The sequence below is a fragment of the Bradyrhizobium sp. genome, assembly GCF_030654605.1.
In the GTDB taxonomy this organism is placed as follows: domain Bacteria; phylum Pseudomonadota; class Alphaproteobacteria; order Rhizobiales; family Xanthobacteraceae; genus Bradyrhizobium.
Genome location: NZ_JAURXB010000011.1, coordinates 20,987 through 36,307, shown reverse-complemented (window position 1 = coordinate 36,307; position 15,321 = coordinate 20,987). Strand labels below are relative to the sequence as shown.

At 58.5% G+C, this 15,321-nt stretch carries 14 protein-coding genes and 1 pseudogene; 7 read left to right on the top strand and 8 right to left on the bottom strand.

Features of this window, described 5'->3' with window-relative positions; genetic code table 11:
* Positions 1-73 precede the first annotated feature (73 nt).
* The 4 genes from Q7U29_RS00855 to Q7U29_RS00840 form a co-directional block, all read right to left on the bottom strand.
* Entirely contained in the window at positions 74-739 is a 666-nt protein-coding gene (locus tag Q7U29_RS00855) for a hypothetical protein (protein ID WP_370691673.1), read from the bottom strand.
* Positions 740-1,006: 267 nt separating this feature from the next.
* A complete protein-coding gene (locus Q7U29_RS00850; protein ID WP_304737408.1) occupies positions 1,007-2,446 on the bottom strand; it encodes a DUF1254 domain-containing protein in 1,440 nt (479 codons plus the stop codon).
* A 178-nt stretch (positions 2,447-2,624) separates the two neighbouring features.
* Positions 2,625-2,948, bottom strand: coding sequence for a hypothetical protein (locus Q7U29_RS00845; RefSeq protein ID WP_304737406.1), 324 nt, complete (start codon positions 2,946-2,948; stop codon positions 2,625-2,627).
* Positions 2,945-3,745 carry a DUF2092 domain-containing protein gene (locus tag Q7U29_RS00840; protein WP_304737404.1) on the bottom strand — a complete coding sequence of 267 codons (801 nt, stop codon included), beginning with the start codon at positions 3,743-3,745 and terminating at the stop codon, positions 2,945-2,947. Before Q7U29_RS00840 ends, Q7U29_RS00845 begins: the two co-directional genes overlap by 4 nt.
* 202 nt (positions 3,746-3,947) lie before the next feature.
* Here Q7U29_RS00840 and Q7U29_RS00835 point away from each other — a divergent pair, with 202 nt between their 5' ends.
* The 5 genes from Q7U29_RS00835 (at position 3,948) to Q7U29_RS00815 (ending at position 8,944) form a co-directional block, all read left to right on the top strand.
* Entirely contained in the window at positions 3,948-5,057 is a 1,110-nt protein-coding gene (locus Q7U29_RS00835; RefSeq protein ID WP_304737402.1) for an HlyD family secretion protein, read from the top strand.
* Positions 5,058-5,252: 195 nt separating this feature from the next.
* Positions 5,253-5,900 carry a response regulator transcription factor gene (locus Q7U29_RS00830; protein ID WP_304737401.1) on the top strand — a complete coding sequence of 216 codons (648 nt, stop codon included), beginning with the start codon at positions 5,253-5,255 and terminating at the stop codon, positions 5,898-5,900.
* Positions 5,901-6,229: 329 nt separating this feature from the next.
* On the top strand, positions 6,230-6,835 hold the full coding sequence (locus tag Q7U29_RS00825; RefSeq protein WP_304737399.1) for a helix-turn-helix transcriptional regulator: 606 nt from the start codon (positions 6,230-6,232) through the stop codon (positions 6,833-6,835).
* 229 nt (positions 6,836-7,064) lie between these two features.
* Positions 7,065-8,072, top strand: a complete 1,008-nt coding sequence (locus Q7U29_RS00820; protein WP_304737411.1) for a transporter — start codon at positions 7,065-7,067, stop codon at positions 8,070-8,072.
* Positions 8,073-8,143: 71 nt separating this feature from the next.
* Positions 8,144-8,944 carry an LssY C-terminal domain-containing protein gene (locus Q7U29_RS00815; protein ID WP_304737398.1) on the top strand — a complete coding sequence of 267 codons (801 nt, stop codon included), beginning with the start codon at positions 8,144-8,146 and terminating at the stop codon, positions 8,942-8,944.
* A gap of 32 nt (positions 8,945-8,976) precedes the next feature.
* Here the strand turns inward: Q7U29_RS00815 and Q7U29_RS00810 are convergent, their stop codons facing one another.
* Positions 8,977-10,164 (bottom strand): TAXI family TRAP transporter solute-binding subunit, encoded by a 1,188-nt coding sequence (locus Q7U29_RS00810; RefSeq protein ID WP_304737396.1) that lies wholly within the window; start codon positions 10,162-10,164, stop codon positions 8,977-8,979.
* Between the two features lie 164 nt (positions 10,165-10,328).
* The gene (locus Q7U29_RS00805; RefSeq protein ID WP_304737394.1) at positions 10,329-10,820 is read right to left on the bottom strand and encodes a DUF992 domain-containing protein; all 492 of its coding nucleotides are present in this window, start codon (positions 10,818-10,820) and stop codon (positions 10,329-10,331) included.
* Positions 10,821-11,111: 291 nt separating this feature from the next.
* On the opposite strand from Q7U29_RS00805, the gene Q7U29_RS00800 reads away from it, so the two are divergent.
* Positions 11,112-11,534 (top strand): DUF2721 domain-containing protein, encoded by a 423-nt coding sequence (locus Q7U29_RS00800; protein WP_304737393.1) that lies wholly within the window; start codon positions 11,112-11,114, stop codon positions 11,532-11,534.
* A 447-nt stretch (positions 11,535-11,981) separates the two neighbouring features.
* Here Q7U29_RS00800 and Q7U29_RS00795 read toward each other — a convergent pair.
* Positions 11,982-13,336 (bottom strand): annotated as a pseudogene (locus Q7U29_RS00795) (tyrosine-type recombinase/integrase).
* A 522-nt stretch (positions 13,337-13,858) separates the two neighbouring features.
* On the opposite strand from Q7U29_RS00795, the gene Q7U29_RS27680 reads away from it, so the two are divergent.
* On the top strand, positions 13,859-14,281 hold the full coding sequence (locus Q7U29_RS27680; protein ID WP_370691672.1) for an SRPBCC domain-containing protein: 423 nt from the start codon (positions 13,859-13,861) through the stop codon (positions 14,279-14,281).
* Positions 14,282-14,417: 136 nt separating this feature from the next.
* On the opposite strand, the gene Q7U29_RS00790 is transcribed toward Q7U29_RS27680, so the two are convergent.
* Positions 14,418-15,293, bottom strand: coding sequence for a hypothetical protein (locus Q7U29_RS00790; RefSeq protein ID WP_304737391.1), 876 nt, complete (start codon positions 15,291-15,293; stop codon positions 14,418-14,420).
* Between the last annotated feature and the right edge of the window lie 28 nt (positions 15,294-15,321).

The following is a 15,321-nucleotide window of genomic DNA, read 5'->3' as shown; positions in this document are numbered from 1 at the left end:
GTCAGGTCGTGGTTCGAAAGTGACCTATCGATCGAAAGCGGGGAAGCACGCGCTTCCCGCCTTCTCGTTCATTTCAGTCGCAAGGCGGATAGGGATAATAGCCGCACACAGGCCGCGCGTACGGATACGGCGCGGCGTAAGGCGCAGCATACGCAGCCGCGCCATAAGCCGCAGCGGTGGCCGCACCGGCATACATCGCGCCCCGGAATGCCGTACGCCGTGCAACGCCGGCAAACGACATCGGCGTGAACGGCCGGCCGATGATGTCAATGAACAGCGCCGCGCCGCCGTCCGCGCCGGCAATATCCCCTTCGAGGGTCTGAACGGTAAACGTCAGCTTGTCGCCCTCGAGCTTCGGGTTCTTCAGCACCACGACTGCGTCCTTCACCGCGCCATCCTTGCCGAATACGGACAAGGTCGCGTTCGGAGGATTCTTGGCAAAGCTGTCATCGCCAGATCCCCATTCCGCGATGACGTCGGCGGTGGGCTGATGGCCGGCGGATCGCACCGGCCGGTCAGCAAATATGATAGAGCTCGGGGCAATGCCTGTCAGCACCAGCGTCTCGCCCTGCAACGTCGCCGCACGGGAATTGAGCACGAACAGCGATGGGACGATCTCGGGTTTGGCTGCTGCGGCCGGAGCACCGATCGTTTTCAACGCGGACGGCGGCTGTGCGGTTTGGGCACCAGCCGTTGCCATGCTGCCCAGTATCGCCGCCACGGCGAGCATCCCGGCCATCTGAACAATTCTTGCACTCGTCATCTCTACTTCTCCTGTTGGGGTTCGGGTTATCGCTAATGTCATCAGCAGTCGGGCGTGCTATCAGGCACCATGGGCGCGCGGGTATGCACTGACTATGCAAAAACCAACCGACCGGAAGACATAAAGCGAGCCGCCTCACTACCGGACGCACGAAAGCAGACACTCGCATGCTGCGCGGCATGCGAATGTCTGCTTTGCTTGAACCGGGGCGTGGACTCAGGCGCCAGAGATCTGCGCCTGCTATTAAGCCCGCTTGATACCAGGCGGCTGCCACGTCCCCTGGCCCACCGGCAGGACCGACGGCGCTTCCGGCCTCGGCCAGTACAGACGCATGACGAGATAGATTTCTCCATTCGGCGCCGGGAGCCAATTGGCCTGCTTGTCGGCGTCCGGCGATTTATTCTGGATGTAGAGCGTCAGCGACCCATCGGCATTCTTCTTCATGCCCGGCAGCATCGGCGAGTTGATCAGGTAGCGGTTGATCGGATTTTCAATCAGCAACTGTGTCTTGCCGTCGTACATCGTCACCGACCAGAACGCGTTCACCGGCGGCAATTGTCCTGCAGGGAAAGTAAGGGTGTAATTGTGCTTGGAACCATCCAGGACCTCGCCATCGGCGAGCGTCTTCGTCAACGGGTAGACGGCCTCAACCGCGTCGTTGCCATAGATGCCGCCCTTGGCGGCAGCAGCGCGCTTCAGCCAGTCGCCGCTGTAGAATTGGCGGTCTCCGAACAGCGATCCGATTTTCCACCCATTTACTTCTTTCTGTCCGCTGGCAAGATACTTTACGACCTTCTCTTCGCCGTCTCTCATTCCCAGCCCGATTTCAATCTTGTGCGTCAGTGGAAGATCCTTGAAGTCGAAGGTTTTGCCGGCCCCGACGCCAATGCGGGCGAGCTTGGCGCGGATCTGCGTTTCCTCCGGACCGGCCGGGGCGAACTGCAAGGCAAAGTCGAGGTACTCGAAGAAGTTCTTCTTCACCAACTCCGCATTGGCTTTGGGAAAGTCGATGGCCGGCACCGCGGCCGGTGCGGGTTGCTTGAGATAGGCGGATAGGGGTTGCACCTTGTAGCCCGCTTGGACCTTCTCGACATTCGGCATGTCTGCAGCATTGAAGAGTTGCGTACGGTATGCAACGATCGAAAACTGCGTCGAGGACTGAAAGACCTTCTTGATACCGGGTGGGGTGGCGCCCTTCCAATCGGGACCGACCACCATATAGTCACCGGCCTCGCCGCCGGTCGCGCGGCTACCGAGATAGCCGTAGTTAAACGTGTTACCGTCGCACAGCATTACCGAATAATAGCGCGTCTTCTCGACAGCCGGCACTGAAAGCACAATCGGTTCGGCACGCAGATCGGTCCATAAGAGCGAGTACGGCGTGTCGCTGTTGGGGGTTATGATGGCCGTGTCTTTGTATGTAAAGACCCTCGCCTCGTTATGGATCTGATTGAACGGCGCCTTGAATTGTCCCGAGTTCTTGTCGACCGAATATTCATACATGACCGCGTAGTTCATTACGATCGGCAGCCCGTAGATAAAGCCTTCCTCGGCGATCGCCTTGGCCTCGCGGATGTCAGGCCATTCCGCTTTGGCCTGTGCGTTTGCCGGGATAGCTTTCGCTGCCGTGACAGTTATCGCAGCCAGCGCTGCAGTACGAAGCAGATCGCGTTTTGTAAACATCAGAAAAATTCCTTTCGGTTCGCAGCTTGCGGTCAAGCGAGTTTGTTAACGGGTAAATGTTTGGCGCTCTGTGCGACGGCTGGCTATGCAAAACGGGCAATCCTGTCTCGCCTGTATGTTCACCCTTCGCACATATTGGTCGATCGCGGCTGACTACACGCGCCGCCCCGCGCCAGCCCTAATAGCAGCGCGTGTAAATGCGCCCGTAGGGATCGACGGCCTGCACGCAACGCCCCGGAACAACCGGCACAGGCGCCACCACGACCGGCGCCACATAGGCAGCTCCCGCCGCCGCCGCGCCCACCGCAACGGCGCGGCGCGTCGTTCGGCGGGCCACGCCGGCATAGCTCATCGGCGTAAGCGGTCGCCCGATTCTCGCCTCGGCCGATGAGACCAGGGCTGCGCTCGAATCCAGCGGTGACTGCCCGTTCCACAACAGCACCGCCGCGCCGACGATCGCGACAGTCGAGAGACGAACGAGAATTTTCGATATGCGGATCATTTCTTGGCTCCTGTGTTGGCGACGCCGTACGGCACTTCGTCGATGTCGCCGAGTTCACCCAGCGCCAGCTTCTTGGCCGACTGTTCTGGCCTGAAGGCAAACGCGTCCGCCGGCAGATCTGTCTTCCATTCTTTGATGCGCAGGGTGTATTGCGGCGCTTCGCCGACGCCCTTGCTGGTGATCACATATTTACGCGGGATGGGCCTGGCGCCGGACTCGATCCAGATCTGCCAATCGGTCTCGACGTTGCGGAATGCCAAATGGTCGCATTCGACGCCGTCGATGACGCCCTTTCCGATCACGGCGCCTTCGACAACATCCGCCATCATCACATCGAACACGTTCGGCAGCAGGAGGTCTGCACCGGGGGCCACGACGCCGTTCTTTTCGCGCAGCACGTCGATCAGTTGATCGGCGGTCCCTCCGGCATCGATCTGGGCGTAGTTCTTCGTATCCTTGTCGTTCACGGTGACCAGCTTGCCATCGAACACGACTTCGACGTCCCGATAGCCGCCCGTGCGCGTGGCGCGGAGCTTGTCCGGACGGCTCAGTTGCACCTGTCCCGAACTGGTGAACTGAATCTTCTGCAAGGTGGAGGTGACGACTTCGATGTCGGAGTCGTAGGTAACCGAAATGGTCTTCTGGCTCGCCACATAGTCCGACATGGCCTTGAGAATTTTACTGGCGCCATCTTCCTGAGCATGTGCATGTGGTATGCTCGAAACAACCAGGGCCAGCGCCAGCCCGGCCGCGCCAAGGCTAAGCGCCCCGGCTTTGCATATCGACGCCTGCCTCATAACGCTCTCCTTGCTAATCACGATGATTCCGGCGAATGGTCTCGCTCGCCGGCCACCATGGAGAAGTCACGCTGCATCGACTATGCAAAAACCGACCGGCGACAGTTCGGTACGAAGATTTTCATCGCGCCGATTTTGCATAGCGCGCATTGATCGATTGCCGGCTAATGGCGATCTCGTACCCGAACGATGGGATTCCGCCATGGTCATTATCCTGTGCCTTTATGTCGCTGCGATGTGGGCCGTATTCTCGAGGTTCAAGCTCGTGCGCTGGAGTTGGCTGTCCGGGACAATTTCGATACTTGTCGGCGCGTTCATTCTCGCGACATTCCTCGCGCTGTTCAATAATTTGACGCCCTCAGGAAGGGTCACCGTCGCTGGCCGGGTGATCGAAGTGACGCCGAACGTAACCGGTCAGGTGATCGCCATCCCGGTAAAGCCGAACGTCCCCGTGAAGTCGGGTGATATCCTGTTTCAACTCGATCCGGCGCCATTCCAGTACAAAGTGGCACAACTGCAGGCGTCGCTCGCCGCAGCGAAACAGCAGACACAAATATTGAAAGCAAATTACGATCAAGCGACCGCGAACGTTGCCGGGCTCGAGGCCCAGTACAAATACAACGCGAAACGCCTGGACGATATCCAGAAGCTGTACGCCAGCGGATCCAACACCGAGTTCAAGGAGCAGGATACCCAGGTGCAGTTCGAGACGGTTGGGGCGCAACTCAATGTCGCCAAGGCAACCCAGCAAAGTGCCAAACTGGCCCTGAATTCCGAGATCGGCGGAGTGAACACGACCGTTGCACAAATGCAGGCGCAACTGGAGAACGCCGTCTGGGAGTTGGCGCAAACCACAATCCGCGCCCCTGCCAACGGCTACGCAACGGCAGTGGCCCTGACCGTGGGCGATCGCGCCTCCCAATTGCGATCAGTTATGTCGTTTATCGTCGAAAATGAGATTACGATTGTTGGGATGTTTTCGCAGAACGGCTTTCAGACCGTCAAGGCCGGCGTCCCCGTCAATATCGTGTTCGATAATGTTCCAGGCCGAGTCTATCACGCCAAAATCATCGACATTCCAAAAGGGATAGGTCAGGGACAGATTGCTGCATCCGGAACGCTGGCGCGGACCAATGCGATCGGTGGCGCGTCGGCTTTCCCGGCGGTGATTTCCATTCCGGAGGAAATGAGCCGCGACTCGCTCCGCCTGGGCATGTCCGGCAGCGCCACCGCATTCGCCGCAAATGCAGGCGTTATTGGCCTGCTTGCGTCCATTCTGGTCTGGGTCAGCTCGTATACGGCTTACCTCTGACCGCAATAAAGATGTTGAGGTAAGGACGCTTGGCACAAACTGCATATTGGCCCCCCGCAGCGGATCGCCCTTCGCGTTGACCGCTTCGGCGCGCCCCGGCTAATCTCCCGGCACCAAACGCTTGAAGGACTTCAGGCTGCCCTAGCCTGATGTTGCCTAATGAGGCCCTGCGTAGAGTGGAAGATTAGTGCCGGAATGACAGCAGAGCCTGTAATTCATATTGTTGACGACGACGCATCGTTTCGGGGTGCGATCTCGCGCGTGCTGGAACTCTCGGGCTATGCGGTGGCGGACTATGATTCCGCGAGTTGCTTTCTGCATTCGATTGAGAATGCCAAACCGGGTTGCATCCTGCTCGACGTGAACATGCCCTCGGTTAACGGGTTACAGCTCCAGGAAGAACTCGCGAAGCTGTCAATGCGTTGGCCGATCGTCTTCATGTCCGGCCGGGGTGACGTTCCCACCAGCGTACGGGCGATCAAGGCCGGCGCCGAAGATTTTCTGCTGAAACCCGTGGCCAGAGAGACCTTGCTCGACACAATAGGTCGCGCGCTCGCCAATTTCGCCGTAACGAAGCAGCAACAGGACCAGCTCAATTCGCTCAGATCCCTGATTGCGGCCTTGACTCCCCGGGAAAGCGAGGTCTTTGCGCTGATGGTTCGTGGCAAAATGAATAAGCAGATCGCCTTTGAGCTCGGCACCTCCGAGCGAACCATCAAGGCGCATCGACATATGGTGATGGAAAAGCTGCAGGTTCAGACGTTTGCGGAGGCCGTCTCCGTCGCCGAGAGGATCGGACTGTTGGCGCCGTCGGCCACGACGAATGCCGGAAATCCCCAATAGGTGATTGCGAGCAAGCTCGCCAAACCAGCCACTATGCAACGCCCGGCAAGCGTATATGCGGAGGTTTCGACCTGATTCCCATTCTGCCTCCAAGGCGATGACTATCCGGGTATTCCAACTGTGGCTTCACCAGCTATCTAAATGCCAAGCCTCGGCATCCAGCACGCTCGACGAATGTCTGGCAAATCCGTCGTACCAGGGCTGGCGACAATGCCGCGCCGGCCGCCATCAAAACATGGCAGGCCCTGGCATATCTCCCCTGCCCGTCGACCCCGCCCAACTGAGGCACGAAAATTGGCGCTGTAAGGCTTCGGCTCAGGAAAGCCAAAGTGCATACCGTTCTGAAAATGCCGTGCTGCAATTCCACGTTGTATCTCCGCTGCGACCACACGTTGCCCTCAAGGGCAATATACCGGGATATCGAGCTGTGGTGTTTGGGCGCCGGGCAGAACGTCTGCCGTGTTCTGGCGATATGCGGGGCCACGATGACAATTTATCTCTCCGTCAATACGGGGACGCAAACTCCCGGCGCCCTGCCCGTTAACCCCTGCCGTGACCTCGTTGAACGGGCTGAGGTTTTGGCGCTCGCCGAAGTCGACGAGCCTCTGCATATCTCAGCTCTTTGTACCGCGCTATCCGTCAGCGAGCGCACGCTTCGCAAGGCGTTTCACAGCATCCGTGGCCTTCCGCCCTGCCGGTATCTTCGATCGCTGCGATTGGCAAAGGCCAGACGCGCGCTGATGGACACAGACAGCGGCCTCTCGACTGTGACAGAAATTGCTACCGCCTTTGGTTTCCTGGAATTGGGACGCTTCTCGGTTGAGTATCGACGAGCGTTTGGCGAAAGTCCCTCTCAAACTCTGCAACGCGCTTCGTGTGCAACTGCACATTTTGTCCGGGCCGGTGATCACAAAGACGCCGTCCTTCATGCATGAGAATTCGCGCGGCGCATCTTGTGCCTGAGCCGCGACAACCTGAGCGTGACATTAGAGCCACAGGCAGGGAGCGAGGTGGATCGGCGACCGATTTTGCATAGTCATTGGCAGCATTCGGATGCTCAATTGCGACCTTGGGCACGGCGATACTGAGAGTGACATGCAGATGACGAGCTATCTCCCCAAACAGGCCTCTACCCATCGACTCGCGCACTCCGCCGGCCTGGCCATGTTGTTATTTGGCTCGTTGTCTGGCGCGGGCTATGCGGACGAAAGCGGTGTGTCATACTGGCTACCTGGGCGGTTCGGCAGTCTGGCTGCGACCCCTCAGGTGCCGGGATGGTCTTGGGCCGAAGTCTACTATCATACCTCGGTCGGAGCATCAGGAGGTGTTGCGGCCGCAAAGCAGATCCAGATCGGCAGGATTCCCGCGAACGTCAACGTCGGCCTGAATGCAAGTCTTAATGCTCAGGCCGACCTCGTGCTGCTTAATCCGACATACACGTTCGCTACACCCGTGCTGGGTGGACAACTGGCCATAGGTGTTACCGGCCTGTTCGGTCGAGCCAGCACCGGCATCGACGGCACACTCACGACAGCGGTCGGCCCCCTTGTGACGACACGGACGGGAAGCATCGCGGATTCGCTTACGTCGGTTGGAGACCTGTATCCGCAGGCCACGCTGAAGTGGAACGCCGGCGTGCATAATTTCATGACCTACGTGACCGGAGACATCCCGGTTGGCGCCTACGATCCCAATCGCCTCTCCAATCTCGGTATCGGTCACGGCGCAATCGATGGCGGCGGCGGATACACCTTTTTCAATCCGGCGGCAGGGCAAGAGTTTTCGGCCGTCGCGGGCTTTACCTACAACTTCAAGAACCAGGATACGCAATATCAGAACGGCATCGATTTCCACCTTGACTGGGGCGTCTCCCAGTTCCTCTCAAAACAGGTTTTCGTCGGCTTCGTCGGATACGCCTATCAGCAGATCACCGACGACTTCGGTCAAAACCCCATCCTTGGCGGATTCCGGTCCCGCGTTGCCGGAATTGGACCGCAAATCGGGTTTCTGTTTCCGGTTGGAGATATGCAGGGATATCTCAATTTGAAAGGATATGGCGAATTCGCTGCCGAGAACCGGCCTTCGGGATGGAATACCTGGGTGACGTTCTCGATCTCGCCGATGGCGCCGACCAGCACCGTGACGCCGACGCGGCGGATGGTGAACAAGTAAGGGCATCGGCCCAAGCAGGAATCGGGTGATCTCCCGCTTGCGGCAAGCCCGCTGTGATGCGGAGTAGACCAGTGACTATTGGTATGGGATTTCGACATCGGTACACCGCGGTTCTTTTGGCGGTAATCCTTTGTTACCTCGCCGTCAGCTACCTGATCTTGCCGGCTACATGGTCACGCATCGAGAACGAACCCGGTCTCTCAAAGCGGACTATGCTGACCGCGACAGCGCAAGGCATCGCGGGCGATCCCATCAACGTCGGCCTAATCGGAACCCGCGAAGACGTCGTCTCTGCGTTTCATGTGGCAGGGTGGTATCCTGCAGATCCGATTACGTTGCGGACGAGCATGGAAATCGTCGGCAGCGTCCTTCTCGATAGGCCTTACAAGGACGCGCCGGTCAGCCCGCTCTTCTTCGACGGACGCCGCGAAGATCTGGCCTTTGAAAAACCGCATGGCAGGAGCGCCGACCGGCGGCAGCACGTCCGGCTATGGCTGGTCCTTTCAAACGGAGCGGAGGCGGCTCCCGTCTGGCTTGGATCGGCCACTTTCGACAGCGGGGTCACCCTTAGCCGCGACACCGGCCAGGTTACGCACAAGATCGCCCCGAATGTGGATGAAGAACGCGACCGGCTTATTAGCGACCTGAACCAGGCGCAGACAGTGACGCGCATTTATCAAGCAAGGGGGATAGGCCCCACCCTGAACGGGCGAAATGGCGAGGGCGACCCCTATTACTCGGATGGCGAGATCTGGCTGGCGCGGCTTGTTCGACGCGGTGAGAAATCTGACAAAATCGCAGGGATACAGCCGGCGCCAGCATTGATTCAAATAAAGGATGCGGTGTTTTCCTGGCGCGCTTCCGCCGATTGACAGCTTTCTGTCGGCGTTTTACTGGCAAGGTATCATTGGGCGGCCACGGGCTCCCGGGCGGCTGATGCACTGCGGAGCAGGGTCCGGCGATGGTTCATCAGGTGTTGAAGCCTGTGGGCTGCCAGACCGAGCGCGGCCATATCGTTACTGTCGGCGCCCTCGCCGCTCGCGTTCCTGGCGAGCTCGGCCTTCAGCATGTCATCGATGCGTTTTTCGACTTTGTCCAGTTCCGCCTCGCTTTTGGCGCCCTTGATCTCATTGCCCAACTCGTAGAGCGGTTCGACCATGCTTTGCGATCCATTGCCGGAGCCGGCAAAGCGCCATGCAGCAATGACGATCGAGATCAGCGATCCCAGCAGAAGCGACCCGTAATAGAGCTTGTCGTCGTATTTATCGAGGAAGCTCTGCTGGTTTCCGTTGTAGTAGGTCGCTGCGCCCGGATGGATCGGAATCAGTGCATTGGCGTCGGTACTCGGCGCAGCGGCCTGTGCCAATATCGGGTATTGCGACAACAGGTCCCGTCGGACGTCGACCAGGGATTGCGTCAGGTCCGTAATATCCTCGGCACTTACCGATTTGTTGGCGACAAGAAAGTATGACACGCGCAGTGACGTCAGATCGTCGGATGGAGCCGGCGGCGCTCCCCGCAAGGTCCCCTTCGGGATGTCGTAGCTCTCGTAATATCGCGCGATATTGGCGACGGCGCCGGCCGATTCGATTTCAATGAGCTTTGGCCCCGACCCCTTGGCACCGGCCTTCTGAAAGAGTTGCCTGACCTTTGCCAGGTATTTCTCGGTCAGCGGAACGACCGCAAGCAACGCATGAACCTGTCCCGACGACAGCGCCGCCGTCGCGTCCGCGATGGCGACGTCCTGGAATTCGATCTTGGCGCGGTCAAACTGGTACACTTGCTTCAGGGCTTCGACCGCCGGCCGGTTGATGGGCCCTCCAATGACCCCGATCTTTGTGTTGCGAAGGTCGCCAAGACTATCGCCGCTCACCGTCGAAGGCGTCATGAGCAGAACCACGCCATGGGTCAGGAGCAACACGCTTCTGGCATCTCCCAAGCCACCAGTATCGCCGCGAACGACGGCGAGATCGGCCTTGTGCGCCGCCAGCAGTTCCGATGCCTTGGCCGATGTATTGGTGTCTACTACCTTCAACCGGACGTGGGCATTCGACGTCGTCAAGCGCGCCGCCACTGCGGAGATCAACGACAAGGCCTCTCCGTCAGCCGAGCCGACCGCCACGGTCAAAACAACTGGTTTGGCGAAGTAGCGATAGGACAGCCAGCCGCCGCTTATGATTGCTGCGGTAGCGACTCCAACTATCGTTAGCCTCAGCCATCGCGGCCACAGGGTTATCGCTGGACTGGCCATCGGGTTCAGGGCGCCAAAGCCAGCGTCAGACCCGACACGCCGAGCGACACGTTCAAACCGGCCTGCCCCTCGACCGATAATGGTTGCAGGGCAATCGTGCGATTGGAGCCGCCAAACAAAACGTTGGCTCCGACCCCTACTCCGACCGCGATGTCGCCGCTGGCGCCGAAATACTCGCCCGCCAGCGCCCCGATCGGCGTCCCCTGAGTCGGAGCAAACACGCCCCACGCCATTACCCCGCCCGCGGTAATCCCGAGTTCGAGCCCGACGGTATTCATCACTCCGTTATAGTTCTGGGGGGGATACGGCCCGTTGGGCGCATATCTGCAACTCATCCGCTGGCTCTCGGCGACAATCAGACCGATGCTCGGAGCAAGGTTACAGGTCAGCATGCCGGCCTGGACGCCCGGAGGCGGCTGCTGAGCCGACGCATACGCGGGAGCCAGAAGTATCGTCGCGGCGAGGCTCATTACCCGAACGAAATGGTAGCTGGGCATGATCGATCACTCCCTGCGAGGCTCACACCGCTCGCTGTTATAGATCAGCCCACTCGGGCTGATGCGCGGGAGTAGCTATACGAACCGGCGTAGTCATCTGCCTATGCAAAATCGGACCGTGATCGACGCGCAACGCTGATTATCTGTCCCAATGAATCGACGGCTCAATGGAGACGACGCCGATTTTGCATAGTCGATCCATCGGATGGTACGTTACGTGACGGCGAACAAGTCGGGCGGCCTAAACGACGCGGCCTGATCGTGAACCGGAAGCCCGCTCAATGTTGACAGATGCCATCCGAAACTCAGCTATCTCAAGTCATCTCGCAGTCAGCGGCCCCCGCCTTTCTGCTGGGCGCACTGGGGGCCTTCATCGCCATCCTGATCTCCCGCCTGAACCGGATCGTTGACCGGACGGTCGTCCTGAACGGAATCGCCGATGACGATATGGTCCGATGCCGGCTGAAGGCTGATCTGCCGCGTCTGAAGCAGCGCGCAGCGATGATGAACCGGGCGATCTTTTGGGCAGTGATCGCAAGTATCTCGGTGACGCTTCTCGTAATCGTCGCTTTTGTAACGGCGCTCCTTCAGATACAGCACGAACGCGGGGTCGCCATCTTCTTCATGATTTCGCTCGGCGCTTTCACCGTCTCGCTCGTAGATTTTGCCCGTGAAGTCCGGATTGCGCTGAGCGAATATGATCACTGCGGCTGAGCGGCTATCGCGCCCACTGTCCGATTTGGAGGCAGGTCTGTAAACTGACGTAACTCGGCGTCCCGCCAATGCTCTCTTGCGAGACGCAGCTTGTCCGGCTCGGGGCAGGGAATTTCGACCACTGACCCGCGAGTTGTTGCTTTGCCCTCTGCTCGTCTTTGATGCAGCTCTTTAGCGACTGATCAACGGAGAGACCGGCGGTGGCAGCAAGGTCGAGCTTGCAACTCCGCGCGATATCGAACTTCGGCACACCGTCAGCCACCGGCATGACCAACTGCGAACTCAGAACAATCATTGAAATCGAGATGGGCATCTCATGGATCCTCATTCGTGTTTCGGCGCTACGGCCACGACGAGACCGATTTCACCAATCATGTCCATGCAGATATGGCGTCGTCTATGCAAAATCCGACCACAGAACCGTACTTCCACGAAATCGAAAAGGGACTATGCAGCTAAACGGCGGTCCTCCTCGGCTCCATTTTGATCGCTGCCTGAGGCTTTCTTCAGGAAACGAGCCAGGACGGCTTTGCGTGAATCCCGGTCGAATGCGTAGGCGGTTTGCTTGAACTCGATGCCATCCAGGAGCCCTTGAATGTAGCCCGAGATGGTGTCCGCGGCCATGATGAGCGCTGTGTCAAGCGTATGGATGTATCTGCTCGTCACCGAACCTTTGGCATGGCCGACCAAAGCCGCAATCGTCACCTCAGTAAAACCAAGATCGTTGGCGATGCTCGCGAAGCTATGGCGTAGGCCGTGGGGTGTCACGTCGGAGAGTGGTGAAGCCTCAAAGATGTGCTTCCAATGGTTCGGGAAGCTGCCAAACGCATTGTCCCCACCTTGCCCCGGGAAGACGTACGTGCCGATGACGCCAGCGCGACGCCGCTCGAGATACTCGTCGACAGGCAATCCGATGGGACGAATAGATTCGCCCTCCTTGCTGTCCTCAAGCCGCAAGCAGCTCGCTTCCGTATCCGCCTCGGTCCATTTCAAAGCAATCATCTCGCTACGCCGGCAGCCGGTCAGCGCAAGCTGGCGGATGATGTCCACAATCGTGCTGTATTTCTCCTGCTTGGCGGCGTCGCTGAGCATCCGACCCAGTATCCGATACTCCGCTTCAGAGAGCCGACGCTTTCGCACGTTGTCCTTCGGCTTGCGGATGCCATGGGCCGGGTTGCTCTCGATGATCCCAGCCTCGACGGAGTAGCTAAGAATGCCGCCGAGAAGACCAACGGTACGCGTGGCCGTTCCAGCGCCACCTCGGACGATGGCCTTTCCGCGCAGCTTCTTGGTCTTGACCGAAACCCGCGTCTTACCAGCCATGATATCCTTGAGGACCTTATTGATGTCGGACTTGGTGAGATACTTGACTCGCCGGGTCCCTATGAGCGGAATGATGTGACGCTCAATACGATCAGTGTCGGTGACAATCGTTGAGGCCTTCTTCGGTCGCCCTCCCTTTCCCAGGAGGCCAGCCTGGAGATCGGCAAGATAGCGGGTACATAGCTCCTTCACAGTGATCGCCTTGTGATCGAGCTGGCGATCTTCGACGGGATCGTCACCCCCAGCGACCCGACCGAGTTGCACCCTTGCTTCTCGGCGTGCCGTTTCTGGTGCCCAGGCTCCGTGAAGCCCAATTGTGTATCGACGAGACCGACCTCTCGTTCGGTACTGGATGACATAGCTGCGCTTGCCGGAACTAAAGACCCGGAGTCCAAAGCCAGCAGTTCGTCGTCCCAGATTAAGTAGTCCTTCTCTCGGGCATCAGCCGCCTCGACAACCCTCTTCGTGATCTTGACAATGACGTTCCTTCGTTCCGGGCGCGATCTCCCAAGTAAGCAACGCGTAAGCAGGCGGGAGAAAGTCGGTGCGGGGTTTCGGATAGGAACGTCGCTGTTGTTGTGGAGAATATCCAGCTGCTTCAGCTGGATAGCGTGGTATAGCGTGCCCTATCGCACTCTTCGGACGGGTACGTTATCTTGCTCCGAAGGCAAAGGTCACACGTTCGAATCGTGTCGGGTGCGCCAGCTTTTTCCTTGTTTTACAACGCGATATGCAGACCCAGCCTAAGACTTCAGTTCTGGTTCATTCGCGCGAGTAAGCAATTAGGAGAAAATCGTTGGCTCATGCAGATCGCTTGGCACCTGATGTGTCGGTCGGAAGCTCGCTATTTTAAGAACAACGAGTTTAACGCGCCTGGATTGGCGCTCGCAATGCAGTCGGTCCATTCCGTCGAGAGAAAGTTCGGACTAAGTCCAGTTAGCGGGAACTCGCGAGATCTGACATCCCCAACGACCGCTTTGCGCCATTAGCGGCCGCCTACAATGCCTAGCCGGCGCGGAGAATCAGATGCGCTTCGGTCTTCCACCCGCAGATCTGGTAGATGTCGCGGCACATCGCCCACGCCTTGTCACCCGGCCAACTTCCCCGAAAGCGGAACGAACGTGGACAGCATCGTCACAGACGTGGATCCACCTCGATTGATCGAGTGTTCATGGAGCAGCCGAGGTGAGCCGGACCGTCCGCTCCGATGGGAAGCCGCTGCCGTGAACGGCGGCACGCGGCTCTCATTGACGCTCAGAATCCCCGATAATGAAGACATCGCTCGAACGTGTGCCGGATGGGAAGCTCACCTCGAGATGTTGGCTGCGGCGATGGAAGGTGTACCAATTAAGTTTCCGTTCGAGCGTTTCAAGGCTGCTCGCGAGGCCTACCGGGAACTTCTGCCCTCTATACGCCGTGGTTAATGCCGAAAGACGAAGAGCCTCCAGTTCCGCCGCGCGAATGACTTTCGGAGTAAAACTAACGTCTCCCGGCCATACGGGTTTTGAACATTACGCAAGCCTAGATGAGCGGCAGGTGACGCAGATCCGAGAGCACCGCCTACCTCTCACAGCGCAATATCCAGCGAAGCGCACGAGCGCGGAAGCCGTTGCCTTTTAACAACCGCATGAGTCGGAGATTCTCCACGGGGTGGCACAATGCAACGGTAGCCATATCCAGCAACGGTGCCGCTTCCCCACCCTGTTCTTTGATCTCTTGAACACGGGAGATGATACTGCTGATGGTTTCTACCAGTTCGTCTTCAGCAGTCGCCAAGAGAAAGAGGCAATGTGCGAGCTTCGGATTGGCTGCGACAGCGGACACCAGCTTGAGCAGATCCTCACGTCGCGCAATCTCGGCAAGCGGGACGTCAACGCCCGATGGCGCAAGACTCTCAAGCACGTCGAGCATCATCGGATTTGCTACACAAATTCCCGCGATCAGAGTTAAATTTCCTCGGCGGGCTAATTCGACGATCGAAGAGATATCTGCAGCTGAGGCAGATAGAATCTTACAGAGTTCGAGAACAGTCGCATTCGAAAGGAAGGAAGCGAGCCTAGCGTGCATGCTATGATCCGTCTCCACAGCTGCGGCCACCGCTTGGACAGTTTTCCTCATTTCCCCGTCCGAGGCGAATGATGAGATTACAGCATGTAAGCTGTGGTCAGCCTTGATCGCTGCCGCCAATGATCGGATGGTCTGCCTTACCTCTTCAGACACCACCTCGACGTTGCATTGCTTTTTGTTGTTTTTCTTTCGCTGGGCAGCCTTATCTTTTGCAGCCTTGGACCCCTGGGCTTTTCCATCATGGACGTAAGCATTGATCCGCCTCAGGCGCAATTTCGCAAGTTCCTCCTTCGAGAAGGTGTGGGTGCCGGTGTCGGCTCCATGACCTGAATCTTCGGTACCAAGTCCGTCCGTCGTATAAGCAGCCATTCGACTTGACTAGTCGTGCGACTAGTCT